The 21,130-nt window shown below is 38.2% G+C and carries 18 protein-coding genes and 1 pseudogene; 17 read left to right on the plus strand and 2 right to left on the minus strand.

Annotation, left to right across the window (positions count from 1 at the left end; translation table 11 throughout):
- Positions 1-261: 261 nt before the first annotated feature.
- From B1NLA3E_RS23485 to B1NLA3E_RS01755, 15 genes and pseudogenes are all read left to right on the plus strand, one after another.
- Positions 262-425 (plus strand): annotated as a pseudogene (locus B1NLA3E_RS23485) (XtrA/YqaO family protein).
- Positions 422-1,486, plus strand: coding sequence for a GTP pyrophosphokinase (locus B1NLA3E_RS01690; RefSeq protein ID WP_015592132.1), 1,065 nt, complete (start codon positions 422-424; stop codon positions 1,484-1,486). The pseudogene B1NLA3E_RS23485 and the gene B1NLA3E_RS01690 overlap by 4 nt, the downstream one beginning before the upstream one ends.
- A gap of 1,015 nt (positions 1,487-2,501) precedes the next feature.
- Complete coding sequence (locus B1NLA3E_RS01695; RefSeq protein ID WP_015592133.1) at positions 2,502-3,965, plus strand: FAD-binding oxidoreductase; 1,464 nt, start codon at positions 2,502-2,504, stop codon at positions 3,963-3,965.
- Position 3,966: 1 nt separating this feature from the next.
- The gene (locus B1NLA3E_RS01700; RefSeq protein ID WP_015592134.1) at positions 3,967-4,782 is read left to right on the plus strand and encodes an electron transfer flavoprotein subunit beta/FixA family protein; all 816 of its coding nucleotides are present in this window, start codon (positions 3,967-3,969) and stop codon (positions 4,780-4,782) included.
- A complete protein-coding gene (locus B1NLA3E_RS01705; RefSeq protein WP_015592135.1) occupies positions 4,783-5,757 on the plus strand; it encodes an electron transfer flavoprotein subunit alpha/FixB family protein in 975 nt (324 codons plus the stop codon).
- Between the two features lie 5 nt (positions 5,758-5,762).
- Positions 5,763-7,295 carry an FAD-binding oxidoreductase gene (locus B1NLA3E_RS01710; RefSeq protein WP_015592136.1) on the plus strand — a complete coding sequence of 511 codons (1,533 nt, stop codon included), beginning with the start codon at positions 5,763-5,765 and terminating at the stop codon, positions 7,293-7,295.
- A gap of 19 nt (positions 7,296-7,314) precedes the next feature.
- Positions 7,315-8,109: an electron transfer flavoprotein subunit beta/FixA family protein gene (locus B1NLA3E_RS01715; protein ID WP_015592137.1), complete on the plus strand. Its 795-nt coding sequence runs from the start codon at positions 7,315-7,317 to the stop codon at positions 8,107-8,109.
- Positions 8,102-9,112, plus strand: a complete 1,011-nt coding sequence (locus tag B1NLA3E_RS01720; RefSeq protein WP_015592138.1) for an electron transfer flavoprotein subunit alpha/FixB family protein — start codon at positions 8,102-8,104, stop codon at positions 9,110-9,112. Before B1NLA3E_RS01715 ends, B1NLA3E_RS01720 begins: the two co-directional genes overlap by 8 nt.
- Positions 9,113-9,299: 187 nt before the next feature.
- Entirely contained in the window at positions 9,300-9,869 is a 570-nt protein-coding gene (locus B1NLA3E_RS01725) for a glycerol-3-phosphate responsive antiterminator (RefSeq protein ID WP_015592139.1), read from the plus strand.
- A 368-nt stretch (positions 9,870-10,237) separates the two neighbouring features.
- The gene (locus B1NLA3E_RS01730; RefSeq protein ID WP_015592140.1) at positions 10,238-11,014 is read left to right on the plus strand and encodes an SDR family oxidoreductase; all 777 of its coding nucleotides are present in this window, start codon (positions 10,238-10,240) and stop codon (positions 11,012-11,014) included.
- A gap of 92 nt (positions 11,015-11,106) precedes the next feature.
- Positions 11,107-12,381, plus strand: coding sequence for an MFS transporter (locus B1NLA3E_RS01735; protein ID WP_015592141.1), 1,275 nt, complete (start codon positions 11,107-11,109; stop codon positions 12,379-12,381).
- Positions 12,382-12,491: 110 nt separating this feature from the next.
- Entirely contained in the window at positions 12,492-13,925 is a 1,434-nt protein-coding gene (locus B1NLA3E_RS01740) for an FGGY-family carbohydrate kinase (protein ID WP_015592142.1), read from the plus strand.
- A 216-nt stretch (positions 13,926-14,141) separates the two neighbouring features.
- The gene (surE, locus tag B1NLA3E_RS01745) at positions 14,142-14,948 is read left to right on the plus strand and encodes a 5'/3'-nucleotidase SurE (RefSeq protein WP_041580221.1); all 807 of its coding nucleotides are present in this window, start codon (positions 14,142-14,144) and stop codon (positions 14,946-14,948) included.
- A gap of 55 nt (positions 14,949-15,003) precedes the next feature.
- Positions 15,004-16,614 carry a BCCT family transporter gene (locus B1NLA3E_RS01750; protein WP_015592144.1) on the plus strand — a complete coding sequence of 537 codons (1,611 nt, stop codon included), beginning with the start codon at positions 15,004-15,006 and terminating at the stop codon, positions 16,612-16,614.
- Between the two features lie 248 nt (positions 16,615-16,862).
- Positions 16,863-17,384 (plus strand): DUF2179 domain-containing protein, encoded by a 522-nt coding sequence (locus B1NLA3E_RS01755; protein WP_015592145.1) that lies wholly within the window; start codon positions 16,863-16,865, stop codon positions 17,382-17,384.
- Positions 17,385-17,526: 142 nt separating this feature from the next.
- Here B1NLA3E_RS01755 and B1NLA3E_RS01760 read toward each other — a convergent pair whose 3' ends face one another.
- Positions 17,527-18,513: an L-lactate dehydrogenase gene (locus tag B1NLA3E_RS01760; RefSeq protein ID WP_015592146.1), complete on the minus strand. Its 987-nt coding sequence runs from the start codon at positions 18,511-18,513 to the stop codon at positions 17,527-17,529.
- A gap of 242 nt (positions 18,514-18,755) precedes the next feature.
- Between B1NLA3E_RS01760 and B1NLA3E_RS01765 the strand changes: the two genes are divergently transcribed.
- Positions 18,756-19,574, plus strand: a complete 819-nt coding sequence (locus B1NLA3E_RS01765) for an alpha/beta fold hydrolase (RefSeq protein ID WP_015592147.1) — start codon at positions 18,756-18,758, stop codon at positions 19,572-19,574.
- Between the two features lie 122 nt (positions 19,575-19,696).
- On the opposite strand, the gene B1NLA3E_RS01770 is transcribed toward B1NLA3E_RS01765, so the two are convergent.
- Complete coding sequence (locus tag B1NLA3E_RS01770; RefSeq protein ID WP_015592148.1) at positions 19,697-19,951, minus strand: YciI family protein; 255 nt, start codon at positions 19,949-19,951, stop codon at positions 19,697-19,699.
- 223 nt (positions 19,952-20,174) lie between these two features.
- Here B1NLA3E_RS01770 and B1NLA3E_RS01775 point away from each other — a divergent pair, with 223 nt between their 5' ends.
- The gene (locus B1NLA3E_RS01775) at positions 20,175-21,128 is read left to right on the plus strand and encodes an AAA family ATPase (RefSeq protein ID WP_041580222.1); all 954 of its coding nucleotides are present in this window, start codon (positions 20,175-20,177) and stop codon (positions 21,126-21,128) included.
- Positions 21,129-21,130 lie beyond the last annotated feature (2 nt).

A 21,130-nucleotide genomic window follows, 5' to 3' on the forward strand; every position in this document is an offset into this window, starting at 1 on the left:
AGTTTATTGATATTATAGATAACAGCACACTATTAGATAATAAATAAAAATTTTTTGTACATTCCATATAAGAATGAATTAATTAAATAGTAATTCTACCAACCCGCTGTAGGATACTGAATGAACGGTATTATACCGGCATTTGGTGTCCTTTTTATTTGATTAAGGAGTTGAGGTAATGAATAATCTATAAAAATAAATTGAAGGAGCATTTGGGGAGTTCCAATAAGGTTAATAAAAATAGATAATAATCATAGCATAATGAAGTTAGAGATTGATATAATGGTGCAAAATGGAAATTTTTCTGTTGTTGTGTGTAACTAAAGGCCAGACTCACTGAACTACCTGTTCACGGAGAGACAAAGATTGTTACGCACCAAGGTAAAGTGAAAAGGGTTAAGTTCGATGAGGGGGAAGAGTTTTGAAAGAAGTAATTTTAAATGAATATGACCAAAAGAAAATAATATACTTGGAATACGAGAAAAAATTGAGAGATTTAATATTTTCCTTGATTAAGGAAAACGGGATTACCATTCATGGTATTGAATCAAGGGTAAAAGACAGGAATAGTTTATCTAAGAAAATTGATAGTAAAGAAGATAAATATACGGGTTTAGATAAAATTACTGATACTCTGGGTCTAAGAGTTATAACATATTTTGAAGATGATGTTGATACAATTGCTAATATTGTTAAAACTCAGTTTCATGTAGACGAAAATAACTCATGTGATAAAAGGAATAAAAATTTCGACTCTTTTGGGTACTCATCACTCCATTATATTATTAAATTAACAGAGCCAAGAGCATCCCTACCTGAGTATTCAAGGTTTAATGAGATTAATTTTGAAATTCAAATAAGATCTATTTTGCAACATGCATGGGCAGAAATTGAACATGATATTGGATATAAGAGTGCAATTGAAATTCCTGTTGATATGAGAAGAAAGTTCTCCAGGATAGCAGGTTTATTGGAATTAGCAGATATCGAATTCATAAGAATAAAAGAAGAAATAAAAAAGTATACAATTGAAGTTAAAGAACAAATTAAATCCCAAAATTTAAATTTATTTATAGATAATATTTCATTGAAGGAATTTCTGCAGGAAGATAAAATAGTTTATGAAATCGAGCAACATTTTATGATTATAACTAAGGCAATTACCGTTGAATATACAGATGAAAGATATATTGCAAAAAGAATTAATCAACTAAGTTTCTTTGGAATTGATACTATCGAAAAATTGAAGGAATCCTTAGAATCAAGAAAAGAAATTATTAAAACTCTTGGAGAAAAGTGGTTGTCAATGCATGAGAAACGATGGGAATCGGTCACGAGTGGAATTTCAATTTTTTATTTATGTTTTGTATTAGCTTGTGAAAAAGAAGATTTACAGTATGTCCAAGAATATTTCAATTTTGGAAAACTTTCAAAAAACCCAGAATTACCCAAAGTGTTATTTGATCTTTATAATAAAATTGTATGAACTTTAATTGTATAAACAAACTAACACGCTAACATTTTGCTAACGCAATTCGGTAAAAAACGGTAAATCGACGTTAAAGATGTTACAACCAGTAATATCCAAAACATTGATTTACCGCACTTTTTGCACCTATCGTTAACGATATAACACTCTCACAGCTTACGGGCGGCATGATGTAATAACGCCCCTCAACCCTTGATATGATTGGGGTTTTGAGTAAGGCGAGATTGAAATGCTAACATTGAGGTAAATTAACGGAGGCTTCTCATGAGTTCAGCGAACTTTTGGGAAGCTTCTTTTTTTGTTTCTTGGGTTACATGGAGATCTAATGCTTTACGAAAAATCATTCTTCCTGTACGGTTTATTCCCTAAGCCATATTTGTTTTATTGGGATTTTGATTTTTAGAAGAGCTCATGTAAAGTGCTTCAAAGATGGGGTTGAGAGGTTGGACGTGGTCCTGTGACCCTTAAATGGTGTCAGGACAAGGAATCTGTCACTGTAATACATTTTGTTCACGACTTTTATATATTAAAATAATGGATTTCAATCAATGGAACAACATATTGGTTTTCAAATACTGTAATGATTGCATTCCTATGTTGTTCTCCTTGTATTCTAATCAAGATTTCAAACAAAAAACTATAATAAATTTAGGCAAAATTGATATTGACTTTTCGATTTACCTTTTCTATACTAAAGACAGTTGCTAGAGATGATGTGAGAAAAGCGACTCCTTAGTTGGAGTTCGCTTTTTTTTATGCCCTAAATGTTATATCGGAATAATATTACTGTTGTTAATTTTCAAAAAAGGATTGCGGGACGTAATCAATCTAGATTCAACACTCAAAATCCGAATGGCAAAGTGTAAAGCTTTCTGATCAAGAACTAACTATGAAAGCGGTTCCGATGTAAATAGATAAAAACACATCTCGCTAAATCAAATCTAATGTTGGCCAATCATTAGAATCATACCGATTAATACAAATTATGGATAGTTGAGAGGAGAAATATATTATGACAATGACATTAGGATTAAGAAAAGAAATCGTAGCAAAAATGCAAGAGCTAGTTGGCGCTGAATATGTTATTACAAACGAGGAAGTATTAAAAGACAGCTCTGTCGACCGTTACAGAAAATATGAAAAATACTCAGGTGTTTTCACTCGTCCGATTCCGGCAGCTGTTGTAAAAGCGCAAAGTACAGAGCAAATTGCAAACGTTCTTAAGTATTGTAACGAACATGGCATCAATGTGATCCCTCGTACAGGTAACTCAGCGCTTGAAATGATGCTTGAGTCCGTCCTTGAAAACCATATCGTGCTTGACGGATCAGATATGAATCAAATTATTAAGGTTGACGAATATAACATGCAGGTTACGGCTCAAGCAGGTGTACCGCTTGAGTACTTAGAAAATATTCTTCGCGAAAAAGGCTATACAACTGGACACTCACCACAATCAAAACCTCTTGCTCAAATGGGTGGAATTGTTGCTGTAAGAAGTATTGGCCAATTCTCAACTCTATATGGCGGAATTGAAGACATGGTTGTTGGTTTAGAAGCAGTCTTCCCGAACGGAGAAATCACACGTATCAAAAATGTACCACGCCGTGCAGCTGGTCCAGATATTCGCCACGTAATCATTGGTAATGAAGGTGCTCTTTGCTACATCACAGAAGTAACCGTAAAAATGTTCAAATATATGCCTGAAAATAATATGTACTATGGATTTACATTAGACAATATGAAAACTGGTTTTGAAATTTTACGCGAAGTCATGGTTGCGGGATATAAACCATCCATTGCACGTCTTTACGATCAGGCAGATGCACAAGGTCACTTTTCTCACTTTGCGACTGATAAATGTGTACTTATATTCATGGCAGAAGGTCCAAAATCGATTACAGAGGCAACTGGTGCAGCAATTGAGGAGATTGTAGAGAAATATTCTGAGTGCCAGAAAGTTGCCAGCAAATTAATCGAAGACTGGTTCTTACAATTAAACTGGGGTCCAGAACAGGTAGCGCAGGAAAGAGAAGAAATCATTCAAACGCAAAATATGGGCTTTACAACTGAAATTGCAAGCAACTGGGATACCATCCATGAAATTTACGAAGCAAGCTGTAAGCGTGTAGCTGAAGAAATACCTGATATTACATGGGTAGGTGGACACTCGTCACATAGCTATTTAAATGGAACAAATCTATACTTTGTCTACTACTACAATGTCGTGGATTGTCCAGTGGAAGAAGAAATTAACAAATACCATAACCCAATTAATAAAATTATCGTTGAAGAAGCACTTAACCACGGTGGTACAATGGTACACCACCACGGAGTTGGTAAAGCAAGGGCACCATGGATTAAAGAAGAATATGGTTCTTCCTTCTATGTTCTTAAAACGCTCAAGAAAGCCTTCGATCCAAACAATGTTATGAATGCAGGAAATATCATTCCTGTTGAATATTTAGAGGACTAATTTGGACATTCTCGTTTGCTTCAAAGTAGTTCATGACTTGGATATGTTAGGCGAGAGCGATTGGGAGACAGGTGAAAATCCCCGTATCGACCTCAGCTATACAAAGAAAGCACTGAACAGCTTTGATGAAAGTGCACTGGAAATCGCATTAAATCTCTCCGATTCATCGGAGGGATTTAATGTGCCAGTGAAACTGACAGCGCTTTCGATTGCTGGGGATTCGATTGAAAGTTTTATCAAGACATTGTATGCCTTAAAATATGACAAAGTTGTCCAAATTGATTATGCGGGTGATCTTCGCTTTAATTCGGCAGGAGTAGCGCATTTGATCGCGGCTTACTACAAGAAACACGGCACTGAGCAGGCCATTTTCATGGGGAAACAAAGCGGGTGTGGAGATAATGGGGAGACACCGTTTCGTGTAGCAGAGATTTTGGGAATTCCCTGTGTAACAGGGGTGTTAAATATGAAACGAACAAGCCGTGAGGATGTACTTGAGGTCATCCGGCAAGTTGATGGTGGAACAGTCAAACAGCTGATTAAGCTGCCAGCTGTTTTTCAAATTGGAGATTCACCTATTACACATCTGCGTGTACCGACACTGAAGGATAAAATGAATACGAAGAATATGAAAGCGATTACTCTTTCGTTGGAAGACCTTGATCTAGATCCAACATCCATTCAGGATTTGGGTGATATTGAGCTTATTTCGCTTGTTCGTATAAGAGAAGAGCGAAAGACGAAAATCATTGATGGAAAGGATGCTTTCGAAAAAGCAGATATTTTATTCCATAACTATTTAAAGGAGCGGCTTTGAATGATGAATACTGCGTTTGTATTTAATGCCTGCTCACCACTTTTTCAAAAGGAAATTAATGAATTAAATCATTTTCAACAAACGTATGGACAAAATGATGCTGTACAAGCTTGGGTTATTTCCAGAGAATCGGATGAGCTTCCAAAACAGGCACAGCAAATTGTCATACCTATCATCAAGCTAGTGCAAGTAAGAGACGAGACAGACGAAGAAGAAATCTTAGCGGCTTTACTGCAGGTCTATCGACAGGAAATGCCTGATTGTGTTATTTTTCCGAGCAATTTGTTTGGGACCTCCCTTGTTGTCAGGTTTTCTGTCCGCTCGGGCGGAACATCCTGTATGTCTGTCATTGTTTGTGAGAATTCAAGCGAAGGTTTGATAGTCACCAAGCCGGTATATGCCAATAATTTAACGGCTAGCTTCCGGATGAAACGAAAGCCTTATTGTTTTTCGGTTGCAAAAATAGCTATTCGGAAAGTGTGGAAGCCGCCGATTGAACATACGGTAACGATCATGGAACCCATAGTAACAAACGAACGGAATAGCCATGTATTATCTTATGAATTTCATCAGACTGAAACAGGAGCACCTTTGGATAGTGCGGAAAAAGTGCTTGCGTTAGGAAAAGGTGTAAAGAAGCAAGAACATTTACATGAATTGGAGAAAGCAGCCAATCAGCTTGGTCTGGAAATAGGTGTCAGCAGACCGGTTGCCATGAATGGCTGGGCAGATATGAACCGGTTAATAGGGGCTTCCGGGAAATTGCTATCCCCACGGCTATGTATTGCAGCCGGTGTTTCCGGATCACAAGCCTTTACAGTCGGCATCCGCGATAGTCGCTTTATCGTGTCCATCAATCAGGATGAATATGCACCGATTCATAAAATAGCCGATGTTGCCATTATCGATGATTATCAAGAAGTATTAAAAGCGCTATTCCCGCTTATAGAGCAGCAGACAGTGGAAGGAGTGTGAGGAACATGAATCAGTTAATTAGACCAATGGATGAAAAATATGAAGAATACTTGCATGACGAATCAAGATTAACGGGCAGTGCAAGTACAATTTCATTTCCAAAAACAGAAGCTAAGGTTGTTCACATTGTCAAAGCGATGCGGGATGCAGGACAGCCGATAACCGTTCAAGGAGCAAAGACAGGAATCAGCGGGGGTGCAGTCCCTAATGGCGGACATATTATCAATATGATTGAAATGAAAGCAGTCACTGATCTTTGTGAACAGAACGGTATCTTTACATTATCGGTTGAGCCAGGATGTTCGTTATTAGATCTTCATTCCGGGTTATCAAGACGGAACTTTGCCACGGAAAACTGGCGGGACGAGGCAAAAGAATTATTAGCTAAACTCAAGAAAATACAACAACTGATGTGGGCACCTGATCCTACAGAATTATCTGCGACTGTCGGAGGTATAGCAGCAAGTAATGCGCGCGGGGTATGTTCCCGTATATATGGCAGTGCGCGCGACCATATCAAACGCATCCGTGTTGTTACAAAAGACGGGGAGATTTGGAAAATCGAACGCGAACGTTATCTGTTCAATCAAGGTGAGGTTCTATTACCTGATGGCAGCATGCTTAAGGTCGATCCAACGAAATTGGGATATGCTGAACAAGCCGACCTCATTGACCTTTTTCTTGGCAGTGAAGGGATGTTTGGCGTGATCACGAATCTCACGCTGGATTTACAGGAACAACCAGAAGAGCTTTGGGGAATCTGCTTCTTTTTCGACACGGAGAAAGATGCCCTTTCATTTGTTGAAATTGCTGATGTAGAGAGCACAGAGATTTCAACTCATCTTGCAGCATTGGAATATTTGGACAAGGCTTCGCTTGATTTTATTCAAGGCTTCAAGGAATCAGCCGCCAAGCTGAGTGAGCTTCCTGATTTTCCGAGTGACTTTGCTGCAATGGTCTATCTGGAAATTCATGCTTCTACCGATGAACAAGCGGAGATGGCCGCCGAATGGCTGATGGAAAAGGCAGCAGAATCCGGCAGTGATATCGATGCCTCATGGGCCGTTTCAGGTGAAGTCGAAATGGAAAAAATCCGTGCACTTCGCCATGCTGTACCGGAATCCATTAATATCCGCATTGAACAGCTTCGAAAGCATGACGCAACCATAATGAAACTGGGAACAGATATGGAGTTGCCTGGAGTACCGGTCTCCTCCCTTGTTGAGATGTATCGAAAAGATCTCGATGCGGCCGGTCTTGAAGGAGTCATTTTTGGTCATATTTCAAATGGGCATCTTCATGTCAACATTCTTCCAGAGAATGGACAGCAAAATGAAATGGGAAAAAAACTTATTTTGCAATGGGGCCAATCAATTGCAGAAAAAGGTGGACGGACGACGGTTGAGCATGGAGTAGGCAAATTGAAAAAGGAATTATTTTTCCAGACTACTCCATCAGAAACCCTCGAGGCCTGGCAAACAGTTAAAAAACAGCTGGACCCTGCTTGTATGTGGAACCCGGGAAATAAGCTTAACTAAGTTGTAAAGGAGGTTGCTAATGAAAATCGCGGTATGTATCAAACAAGTACCAGCTTCCTCGGATGGAAATATGGACCCGGTACGAGGGGTGTTGATTCGAAATGGGAGGAAGCAGGTCATGAATATTTATGATGCTACAGCCCTTGAAACAGCACTGCGGCTTAAAGAGGGGCGAACGGGCACTGTTGATGTCTTTACGATGGGACCTGAGACTGCCAAGCAAGTCCTGGTAGATGCGTATGCGCTTGGAGCGGATGAAGGGTATTTAATAAGTGATAAGAAATTCTCGGGAGCGGATTCCTTAGCGACCTCTTTTACACTGGCACAAGCCTTAAAAGTCAAGGGTCCGTATGACATCATTTTATGCGGCAGGCAGACAACAGACGGTGATACTGGACAGGTAGGGGCATCGCTTGCTGCTTGGCTGGAAATCCCTTACTTGGGTCATGTAAACAAGCTGGAAGAGGCTTCATATGAATCCATCTCAGTTTGGCAGATTCTTGGGAAGGAACGAGCCCTTACAAACGTAAAGTTTCCATGTGTTCTTGCCGTTGAACGGGACATTTTTACACCGAGAATGCCTGCGCTGCGCTTGAAACTTTCAACAGCGAAAAAACCTGTTATTACCCTTTCCTTAAAAGATATGCCGGTTCAAAATGAACAATTGTATGGTCTGAAAGGGTCACCAACAAGGGTAAAAAAAATCTATACCATTGAGTACCCGAAAGCGAAGCAGCTATTTCAGTCTGACCCAGCAGCATCTGCAGACAAAATGATTGCCGCCTTGAACGAATGGGGGCTGGCAAATGGTTGATTTAACGGCATGGCATGATATTTTAGTTTTTATTGAAACGGATGAAACAACCGTCCATCCGGTTTCCCTCCAAATGATTGGAAAAGCGGCTGAATTAGCAGAATCCGCTGATTTTGACGTTTACGGTATCGTAATCGGTTCAGAGAAAGATAGGATTTTGCCACAATTGGAAGGTCTGCCGCTGAAAAAAGTCTTTTTCTACCAAGGAGCCGAATTAGAGTATTTTCGTGCCAACTGTTATGCAGGCGCACTGGTTGATAGTATCAATTTGTTAAATCCAGCTGTTGTTCTTATCGGTGCAACCCCAATCGGCAAAGCAATCGCTCCGATTGCAGCCACCAAGTTTCGCACCGGTTTAACGGCGGACTGTACCCAATTGGAGCTGGAGAAAAATACAGACCTTATTCAAATCCGTCCTGCTTTTGGCGGAAATGTCATGGCACAAATTGTGACCCCTCATTCCCGTCCGCAATTTGCGACTGTACGATACAACATGATGGCATCTGCTGTCCGGCAGGAAGGGTATTTGCCGGAATGGGAAGTACGAGGCTTACCTCGTGAAGCCAAGGTGTTTGCCGAACAAATCAAAGTCATACAGACGGAACGAATAGCAGTCGAAAAGGATATAACAACGGAAAAAGTTCTTGTCGTTGCTGGGCGGGGTGTAAAAAACAAGGAAGACCTTGCATTGCTTGATGAATTGGCATTGACACTCGGCGGCAAACTGGCAGCGACAAGAGGTCTGGTAGAAAGGGGGTGGTTACCGCAATCAAGGCAAATCGGGCTATCGGGTAAAATGGTAAGACCAGAAGTTTTGCTAGCTTTTGGTGTTTCCGGCTCTGTTCAATTTATGGCAGGCATTCATGGTGCCAAACATATTATTGCTGTAAACAATGATCCAAACGCAAAAATCATGACAGAAGCGCATTTATCTATCCAAGGAGATCTGTATTTAGTGATCCCTGAATTACTCGAAAAACTGAAAAAAACAAAGATTTCTTAGTTATTTAATTTTTCTCTGATTGCTCCATTTTTAAATGTAAAGCGCATTCAAACATTTTACTATTATAATATCAGCATTACAAGAATGTACTTTCTGGTAATAGTAGGCTAATCTAAAAATATCTTCTAAATTAAGTTTTACTTTTGGTAGATAAAAAGTTTTTACTTTAATTAACGGAGGGCCTTCTATGAACCAAAAAATTATTGAAATACTAGATGAAAATCCAATTATTGCCGGAATTAAGGATGATGGTGGTCTTGAAAAAGTACTTCATTCCAGCTGTAATGTAGTCTTTGTCCTTTATGGAAATATCTGTTCCATTTCTAATATTGTGAACAAAATAAAAAGCGCTGGGAAATATGCATTTGTGGATATTGATTTAGTCGAAGGAACCTCAAATAAAGAAATTGTTGTTGATTTTATGAGAAAAAACACGAAGGCAGATGGCATTATCAGTTCAAAGGCTTCCATTGTCCGCGCAGCGCGTGAAAAAGGGTTTTATACGGTCCATCGCTTCTTCCTGATTGATTCCATGTCTTATCGCAATCTGCCAAAGCAGTATGCCGTATCAAAAGCTGATATTGTAGAAATATTGCCTGGCTGTATGCCGAAAGTACTTGGCTGGGTGCAGGAAGCCATTGATGTACCTGTTATTGCCAGCGGACTCGTTTGTGATAAGGAAGATGTCGTAACGGCCCTTCAGGCTGGAGCAATCGCTATTTCCTCGACTAATCTGGATGTCTGGGACAATATTTAATCGTAACAAGATCAGTTCAATAAAGACTATTTGGAAATCTAATAGGTTATTTGATTAGGTATGAATCATCATAAATAGTATATTAATATAATAAAATTTTGATTTTACTAATAAATTTTATTGATATAATTTCATATTGAATTTATAATTAAAGTGTTGCTAGAGTCGAGAGAAAAGCGAACCCTTTTTTAGGTGTTCGCTTTTTTTGTACCCAAATTTAGAAGAGTAAAGCAATAGTAGCAAAAGACAGAGAATTATTGGCATATAATAAGCGCAATCAGATTTTTTATTGTAACAATATGAAAACGCTTAAAATTTACTTCTCTATCTTGTGTAGTGAATAAATATATATTTAGGAGGAAGTAATAATGGAAATTCAAGAATTCTCAATGGACTTTTTCTCATTAAAAGGAAAAAATGCAATCGTAACAGGTGGAAATTCTGGGCTTGGACGTGCGTTTGCACTTGCACTAGCAAAAGCAGGAGCAAATCTCTTTATTCCGAGCATTATGGAAGATGACGGAACAACGAAGAAGTTAATAGAAGAAGCTGGATCTAAAATGGAATTTCTTCTAATTGATATAACAGAAAAAGGCGCACCTAAGAGAATTATTGAAACTTGTGTGGAAAAATTAGGATCCGTTGATATCGTAGTGAACAGCGCAGGAATTTGTAAATTGGCAGAAGTACTTGATTTTGATCGCTCTAAATGGGATCCAATGATTGATATTAACCTTACAGCAGCATTTGAGTTAAGCTATGAAGCAGCACAAGTGATGGTTCCACAGCGCAGTGGAAAAATCATTAATATTTGCTCATTATTCTCATTCCTTGGTGGACAGTGGTCTCCGGCTTATGCAGCAACAAAACATGGAATTGCTGGTTTTACAAAGGCATACTGTGATGAACTGGCACAGTACAATATCCAAGTTAATGGAATTGCACCAGGTTATTTCGCGACAGATATTACGAAAGCAACAAGAAGCAATCCAGAAACAAATCAGAGAGTACTTGATCATATTCCTGCAAACCGTTGGGGAGATGTAGCTGACTTAATGGGAACAACTGTATTCCTTGCAAGCCGTGCATCCGATTATGTAAATGGACATATTTTAACGGTTGACGGTGGATATTTAGTTCGTTAGGAGCTGCATGATAAAGATGGTTCCAAGTTTAATAATAGGAAACAATATTTGCTAATGAAAATCATTTCTAGATTAAATGAGGAGGATTAAATATGACAGAATCCAGAAGAGCCTTTATTAAAAAATATGGTACTTTGCTGTTATTAGCAACAGGGGCAGGAATCATTTTTCAGCTACCATATATAAGAGAAACGTTTTATCCGCAAATTCAGGAAGCAATGGGTTTGAGCAATAAGCAAATGGGTCTTTTGTCGTCAGGTTATTCAGCTATGGCTATTTTCTCTTATTTTATAGGTGGGATTATAGCAGATAAATTTTCTGCCAGGAAATTGCTTGCTTTTTCGTTTGTTACAACAGGTTTGTTAGGCTTTTGGTTTTCAACGTTTCCTAGTTATAATGTAGCTCGATTAATTTTTGTATTAATGGGTATTTCTACTATAGTTACTTATTGGTCAGCTTGTATAAAGGCAACTCGTATGTTAGGAACATCAGAAGAGCAAGGTAGAATGTTCGGGCTACAAGAAGGGCTACGAGGTGTCATGAACGCACTTTTAGTTTTTGTGATGACAGCCGCATTTGTTCATTATTCAGCAAATAGTGAAATTCTAGGTACTTCTATGGCTATTAAAGTGGTTTCAATAGTGAATATTATACTTGGAATTTTACATTATATTTTTATTGAAGATACTAAAACAAATGAAAATAATCAATCCATAGTTGAAGTTACAAAGGGCATGTTTAAAGCGCTAACTATTCCTAGAGTTTGGATTTTAATTGCTATTGTTTTTACCGCTTATAGTGTTTATGGGTTACTTGGATATCTTAATACCTATGCTGTAAAATATTTTGGATTATCCGCAGCACTTGGATCTACCCTAGGAGGTATTCGTTATTTGGTTCAAGGAGCTGGTGGGATTTTAGGTGGATTTTTAGCTGATAAAATTAAATCGAGAGTTAAAGTCATTGTTTTAGGTTGCTCGGGGTTAGCTATTTGCTTTGGTTTATTGATTGTGCTGCCTGCTAATGCAAGTTTACTTCCAGCTGTCGTGGCTAATTTCTTGTTTGGCTTACTTTTCATTTATGCTGTAAGAAGTCAATATTTTGCTATTCACGATGATGCGGGTATTCCGGTCGCCATGAGTGGACGAGTTTCAGGAATCGTTTCTTGTATTGGTTATGCACCGGATATATTCATGTTTGCGCTGGTTGGTTCTTGGATGGATAAATATGGAGAAGTTGGATTTAAAATGACTTGGGCTTATGCTTTAGTTGCTTCAATTTTGTGTATTGTTCTCTCTATTGTATTGAGTCGTGTAATTAAGAAGAATAAAGCAATGGTAGGAAAAGACAGTGAATTATCAGCATAGAATAAGCGTCATCCGATTCTTTATCTAAACGCGGAAATCTAGAATAAAGAGGGGTTCTGTCTAAAGGGTCCCTCTTTTATTTGTGGATATTGCAGCTAGGAGGTTTATTCATGAGTAAAAAATACATTATTGGTGTCGACGGCGGTTCACAAAGCTCAAAGGTAGTTATTTTTGATTTGGAAGGAAATATAATTTGTGAAGGTAAAAAAGCATTACAACCTATGAATCTGCCAAAACCGGGCATTGTTGAACATCCAGACGATGATTTGTGGGATTCTATTGTAGAAGCAAGTCGAATGGCAATGGATCGTTTTCCTGGAGATAAAAAGGATATTATCGGCATAGGGCTTTGTACAATCCGCTTTTGCCGTGCTTTGTTAAAAGAGGACGGAACACTTGCACAGCCTGTTATGAGCTGGATGGATGCTCGTGTTTCAAGACCCTATGAGCATACAAATCCAGACGTAAAATATGTAACCACTACATCAGGATATCTCACTCACCGCTTTACGGGAAACTTTAATGATACAGCTGCCAATTATCAAGGGCAGTGGCCGATCAATACTGATACGTGGGAATGGAGCGAAGATGAAGAGGTCATAAAGGCGTTGCGGATACCGCGCGAAATGCTGTTCAATCTTCAGATGCCAGGGGCAGTGTTAGGATATGTGACGGAAAAAGCTGCAGAAGTAACCGGGATTCCGGCTGGTATTCCCGTAGTAGCAACTGCTAACGATAAAGCGGTAGAAGCTTTAGGGGCCGGGCTGTTGTCAGAAAAGACAGCGCTTATTTCACTAGGAACCTATATCGCTGCAATGGTGCCTGGTTTAGAAAATCCGAAAGGGACTACTCATTTTTGGACAAACTTTGCTTCCACCCCAAATCATTATTTATATGAAAGCAACGGTATCCGAAGGGGAATGTGGACAGTCAGCTGGTTCAAAGATCTGCTTGGTGAGGAATTTGCAGAGAGAGCAGAGCAAGATGGAATATCTGGGGAAGAAAGATTGAATCGTGAAGCATGGAATGTACCAGTGGGAAGCGACGGATTGATGACTGTGCTAGACTGGCTCGCTCCAACTGATGCGCCGTATAAAAAAGGAGTCATGATCGGATTTGATGCCCGTCATACCCGTGCACATATATACCGCTCCATTTTAGAAGCCATTGTGTTAACGATGAAAAATAAAACAGATGCCATGTGCGCTGAGGTTAGTGGTTCACTGGACAACGTTATTATTTCCGGTGGCGGCTCGAACAGCGATTTAATGATGCAAATTTTTGCAGATGTATTTGGTCTACCAGCGACAAGAAACGTTGTGAACGGCTCAGCTAGTCTGGGAGCAGCCATTTGTACAGCCATAGCGGTAGGAGCATATGAAAGCTATGAGGAAGCAATAGAAAAAATGGTAAAGGTTAAAGATACATTTTTACCAAATAAGGAAAATCATGAATTTTATAACTTGATGAATGAAGAGGTTTACAAACAAATTACATTATACACCGATGAAATAATGAAAAAATCTTATCCTATTTTTAAATAGATCGTTGTTTTTTTGTAAACTGCTTAATGCAAGAACAGTGATTGCAGTGTTTAGTAAATTACTACGATCACTGTTCTTACTCGTTGCAAAACCTTTGAAATCACATTTATTGAATGGACAAGACTATGTGTTTTTGGGAATAAAGACATTTTAGTTTTATCATATATATATATTGTAAGCCCTTTCACTTGATTTGAATAAGCCAAGGGGGAAATCATGAGACCACTGATCTTGATTACAAATGATGATGGTGTGTATTCACCAGGTTTAGCTGCAGCAGTAGAAGCAGTGCAGCATTTAGGGGATTTACTCATTGTGGCGCCAAGATTTCAACAAACAAGTATGGGAAGATCATTTCCAAAGAGCAGTAGCGTAGGAATTATTGATCCTGTTAACATAATCGTTAATGGGAAGGAAATGAAGGCTTATGGTGTACATGGCTCTCCAGCCCAGGCTGTTTCATATGGTCTTCTCGAATTAACGAATAGGAAGCCCGACCTCTGTATTAGCGGTATTAATTATGGAGAAAACCTTGGCCTTTCCCTTACTTGTAGTGGAACTCTAGGTGCAGCGTTTGAAGCTGATAGTTATGATATACCTTCTATTGCTGTGTCAAGACAGGTACCATTAGCCATACAATATACAATTGATTATCAAAAAATGGATTGGGATATAGCGAAAAAAATAACGGCAGATCTAGCTTATGAAGTTTTAAAAAACGGTATTCCAGAAGGAGTAAAAATTTTAAATGTGAATGTTCCGGATGGAGCAGAATATGATACTGAAATTAGAATAACCAAGCAGAGCAGATTAAATTATTCAGTTTTTAATAAACCTGAAATTAGAGATTTCAGCTGCAGTTATCCATTAACATCTATTTTGGATGTTGATGAAAAGAAGACAGAAGAAAATAGTGATGTATATGCCATTTATTATGATAAAGTCATTTCTATAACACCACTTACATGGGACTTATCTGTTAGTACAGATTGGGATTTTGTACGAAATATAGAAGCTGAATAGAAAATGCAAAAAGATGAAATAGAAAAGTTATTTAAAGCGAAAGGGGAAAGTAAGAATGAAAAACATTAGACCAATCGCTTTTTGGCCCCCAGTAATACTTTTTGTTGTAGCTTGTGTCTATAATTTTCAAAGTCAAGACGGTTTTACAAGAATGATTAATGGTGCAAATTCATGGCTTATGAAAAACTTTGCATGGGCTTTCAGTCTTGGTGTACTAATCATGCTTGCTGTCATTATTTATTTAATGTTTTCTAAGTTCGGCGATGTTAGAATTGGTGGCCGTGAAGCTGCACCTATGCTTGATGATGTCAGATATTTCTCTATAACACTAACAAGTATAGTGGCAATAGGAATTCTTTTTTGGGCAACTTCGGAGCCGCTCTATCACTTGACATCTCCACCCCAATCATTGAAGATCCAACCTAATAGCGCGGAAGCAGCAGTTTTTTCTTTATCAACCCTTTTTGTTCACTGGGGATTTTTACCATTGGCAATCTATGCTGTTCCATCAATCATGTTTGCATTTTCATTTTATAACATGAGAAAACCGTATACACTTGCTTCAACTTTGACTCCAATCTTTGGAGACAAGGTTCTAGGGAAATGGTCGCAAATAATTGATGCAACCTGTATGTATGCACTCATTGCAGGTATGGCTGCATCACTTGGTACTGGTGTTCTCTCGATAGCGGGCGGCCTTAAATATTTAACTGGAATACAGACAGGCGCATTTCTGTGGGCAATGGTGGATATAGCAGTAGTCGCTACTTTCGTCATCTCCTCGATTACCGGACTTTTTAATGGAATTAAGAAACTCTCTGAAATTAATTTAATTATTTTCATTCTTCTTGCTGTTATTGTTTTTGTTTTTGGACCTACCTCTTTTATGCTTAATCTTGGAATAGAGGCCTTTGCCAATCATCTAGATACCTTTTTTGAAAAAGCAGCATTCACAGGTGCAGCTGCAAATGATCCATGGGCAGGCTCATGGACGATCTTTTATTGGTGTAATTGGCTCGCATGGGCACCTATTTCTGGAATGTTTCTTGGTCGGATTTCCTATGGACATACGATAAGAAAGGCGTTATTCGTTCAATTTATACTTCCATCATTATTTAGTATTATTTGGATGGTGATATTTGGCGGAGCGGCTATCAAAATGCAGCTTTCTGGTGGAGGGCTGATGGAGTCAATGTCAGCAGGTCCTGAATTTGCCGTCTATGCCTTGTTAGAAAAATATCCAATCGCAGAATTTACGATTCCTGTATTCGTTATCTGTTTATTTCTATCGTATGTTACAGGTTCTGATGCGTTTACGACTACGCTAGGGGGCTTGAGCACAACGGGTATCTCACCGGATGATCCAGAACCATCGATGTGGATGAAAATTTTCTGGGGAATTGTCATTGGTACTGTCACCTGGGTGATGATTACCTCATCTGGTGTAGACGGAATTAAGATGCTTTCGAACCTTGGGGGAGGACCTGCATTAATACTGGAGCTCCTTATTTGTGTGTCACTCTTAAAGGTAGCAAGTAAACCAAAGGAATATGATCTCCGGAAGCATGATTATACAGATGATGGAATACCAATTAAATCAGTAACGAAGAAGAATATAATGTCAGAAGGGACAAATGACCAGGTATCTAAACAAAAAATATCATAATTCAAAATTGAAAATGAGCATATGAGAAACGCTAGGGTGGTGCCCGTTACTGTGACCATCCTAACTTTATCAAAAATTTGTAGAAGAAGTGCACAACTTAGAGAGAGTAAATGATTATAAAGAACGTGTTGTATAAGTAAAAAGTAAATAGCACCGAGTAAATTAAAACCGGTGCTATTTTTCTTGTTAAACCACATAAATTTCCAGATGAATTTAAGTCTTTACTATTTTATTAGAAGGTGTTTTAAATGTTAAACATACTGTTAATTTTTGCACTCCAATTACTATATGTTCCAGTATTAACACTTCGAACGATCTTTCTAGTAAAAAATATGAGTGTAGCTGCATCGTCGTTTGGAGTATTAGAAGCATTAATCTATGTCTTCGGTCTTTCATTAATTTTTTCAGATCATCAAAGTATCGCAGAAATGGTCGTTTATGCTGTCGGTTTTGGAGTAGGATTATACATTGGTACACGTATTGAAAATAAATTAGCCATTGGCTATACTTGTGTATTTATTACTTTACAAGATATGAATGAGGAACTTCTTATTTTATTAAGAGAAAGAGGATTCGGGGTTACTGTATTTAAAGGAATGGGTAGAGATGGAAAAAGATACCGATTAGAAATACTCTCCAAACGGAACAGGGAAAATGAATTGATGACATTAATCGAAGAACATGAACAAAATGCCTTTATTATATCCTATGAACCACGAAGATTTAAAGGTGGTTTCCTGGCGAAATTTGAAAAAAATGAAAAGCTTTAAAAAACTTGAAAAAGAAATCAGTGAAAATTACAAACAGATAATAGAAGGTTCTTATAAATTGATGTATGGTAAGACTTTAATAAAAAGACGAACAGTACAAAGCCTGTTCGCCTAAATAGAAATGCAAGCTGTAAACATCAAGCTAGAATTTCAGATTATGAATTCTACCTGTCTTTGCCACTTTCATCGTTTCTCTAATATATTCCGCTGATTGATGGAGCCATTCAAGTTCTTGGGTGTCGAGGGCAATTTCTACTTGTTTTTCTACGCCATTTCTCCCAATGACACATGGCATACTTAATGCAACATCCCAATCGTAACCATATTGTCCGTGTAATGTTGTGGACACCGGATAAACACTACGTTCATCCAGCATTACAGCCTTTGCTAGTGTAACAGCAGCTTGTGCAACACCTGCATTCGTCCAACCTTTCCCATTTAACACATCAAATGCTGTCTGTACAACTTGTTTTTTTATGTGGTCCCTACTTAGTGGTTCATTTCCTTGAAAAACTTGGTCTAATTCTTTTTCACCAACCCCCTGCACATTTAAGCGGCTTAATACGGGGAAAGCTGTATGTCCGTGTTCGCCCATCATATAACCTGTTACACTTTTTGGATCGATGTCAAAATTAGTAGCAATGATTTTTCGAAGTCTTGCAGAATCTAGCATCGTTCCGGTTCCGAATATGCGTCCCTTCGGATAGCCAAATTCATTTTCTGCTATGTACACCATAGTATCTAACGGATTTGTTATGAAAATAATGATTGCATCTTTTGTATATTTCGTAATTCCAGTCATCACTTCACGAATTACCTCTGAATTGATAACAGCTAATTGTACCCTGTCAGGCATCGTATCTTCATTACTTTTTATAACGCTGGGACCAGCAGCGCAGATAATCACATCTGCATTCCTACATTCGGAATAATCTCCAGCATGGACCGTTGTATTTGACATATATGTAAGAGCGGTTGCATGTTCTTGGTCAAGAGCTTCGCCATAAGCAACATTCTTATCTAAATCAATGACAGCTATTTCCGCAAAAAGTCCTAACTTCATGGCATCAGCAAGAACATAAGAGCCAACATGGCCTACACCTACAACAACTAACTTATTTCTTTTCATGGAATCCCCCCCAATCAATTGATGCATATATATTTTAACATAATTAAGAATTACGAGTTAATTTTGTTTATTCCTAATAGATTGTTCAAAAGGGCTATTAATCAGCAAGTTTGTTTTGATAGATTTTTGGACCTTGAGGAATTATAATTAAACACAAGTTATTTATTTGAATATTTAAACTGTTTTGTGTATTTATCGTGTTATTGCTTTAGTATTAGTAAATTATACGGAGGTGAATTTAGTTGGATTCAAATTCTAAATATCTAAATGTAAAAGGTATATCAACTCATTATCACGAAAGTGGACAAGGTGAAACTGTATTATTGATTCATGGTTCAGGACCAGGAGTGACAGCAAGGGCGAATTGGAGATTAATTATCCCGAAATTATCGGAAAATTTCCGTGTGTTTGCACCTGATATTGTTGGGTTTGGTAATACAGAGAAACCTGATCATATTGAATATGGTGTTGAAACTTGGACTGAACACTTAATTAATTTTATTGAAGAAATTGGCCAAAATCGCGTTCACATTATAGGGAACTCTCTAGGTGGGGCACTAGCACTGCACATTGCTAATAAAAGACCCGATTTGGTTGGAAAAATGGTATTAATGGGTGCTGCTGGGGTATCATTTCCAATAACGTATGGTTTAGATAAGGTATGGGGTTATCAACCTAGTATTGAGAATATGAAAAGACTTTTAGAGATCTTTGCCTATAATCAAGAATTTGCAACAGATGAGTTGGCAGAATTGCGTTATAAAGCAAGCATTGAACCGGGACTTCAAGAAACATTTTCTAACATGTTTGCTGAGCCTAGACAGGAAAAACTTGATCAATTAGCATTACCAGAGGAACAAATCAAACAAATTAATCACCCCGTATTAATGATTCATGGTAGAGATGATATCGTTATTCCATATAAAGAAACGAGTTTAAGATTATTAGAGTTACTTCCAAATTCGGAGTTACATATTTTTTCAAGATGTGGTCATTGGACTCAAATTGAGAAAAAAGATGAATTTGGCCAATTATGTGAGAACTTCTTCCTCCGTAAATAATAATAACCAATCAATCATGCACAAAAGAAAAACCAAAAGAGCAAACCGTTACGGAGTTTGCTCTTTTGGTTTTTTTCTAGTTTCAGGCTTAATAGGTTCAAACACCAATAGTCGGAGTTTCTTTATTTCGTCATCCACTCTTTCACAACAATCGTTGAGGAACCGGTTTTTATAATTGGATCTGCATGTCCTATTCTCTTCGCTTCTTCTAATGACCCAGCACGGATAAGATAGGCGCCACCGGAGGCATCACTGAAAGGACCGTACATTTCTAATCTATTTTCTTTTTTTAAGCGATTAAGATATTCATAGTGGGCAGGAATCTGCTCTGGGTCGAAATTTTCTGTTCTAGTCGTAATAAATAGGTACTTGTTCAATATTCTTCCTCCTTCTTATTGATTTGTAAAGGTATCATAATTTTAGCACTATTATGAATTTTTAGCAGGTAATTTGTCACAAATAATAGAATAAAGCTTCTTTCCCAGTTTGTGACGGACAGGATTTTTCCCACCTAAAGAGAATATAGATAGTAGCATTGTGGGAAAATTTCATATTATTTTAATAGATAGAAAATACGAGGCGGAAGTTAGGCGGAAGAGGATGGAATATGATCAAATGAATCCGACGATTAACAGGATTATCGAAAATATTGAGAAGGTGATAATTGGTAAACGAAATGAAGCCGAGTTAAGTATTGTCGCTTTATTAGCGGCGGGACATGTTTTATTAGAAGATGTTCCAGGTGTCGGTAAAACGATGATGGTTCGGGCATTGGCTAAGTCAATCGGTGCCTCCTTTAATCGTATTCAGTTTACTCCTGATTTACTTCCTTCAGATGTAACGGGGATTTCAATGTATGATCCGAAAGAAATGGATTTCCATTTTCGGCCGGGCCCACTGATGGGGAACATCATTTTGGCAGATGAAATAAACCGCACTTCACCTAAAACTCAGTCTGCCCTATTAGAAGCAATGGAAGAGAGCAGCATAACAATAGATGGAATAACCCATACACTTGAACAACCTTTCTTTGTCATGGCCACCCAAAATTCCATTGAATATGAAGGGACCTATCCGCTTCCGGAAGCCCAACTTGATCGATTTTTATTAAAAATGAAAATGGGTTACCCAGCCATTGCTGAAGAAATGGAAGTGCTTAACCGAGCGCAAAAGAATCCGCCCATTCAAGAATTGGAGCCAGTGATTCGCTTAGAGGAACTTCGGGATCTCCAGTCAAAAATAAAAGAAGTGTACGTTGACGATTTCATTAAGCGATACATCGTGACTATAGCAGATCGAACAAGGGCACATGCCAGTGTTTATTTAGGCGTAAGTCCAAGGGGGTCGATTGCTTTAATGAAAGCAGCACAAGCATATGCATTTATGAACGGAAGGGACTTTGCTATCCCAGATGATGTTCAATATTTAGCGCCATTTGTATTCGCGCACCGAATGATCTTAAAATCAGAGGCGAAATTTGAAGGATTATCTGCTGAAGAAATCATCAACCGTGTTATCGCAAGAATTCCGGTACCGATTCAAAGGTTTGTGTGAAA

The sequence above is a fragment of the Bacillus sp. 1NLA3E genome, assembly GCF_000242895.2.
Classification (GTDB): Bacteria; Bacillota; Bacilli; order Bacillales; family Cytobacillaceae; genus Bacillus_BU.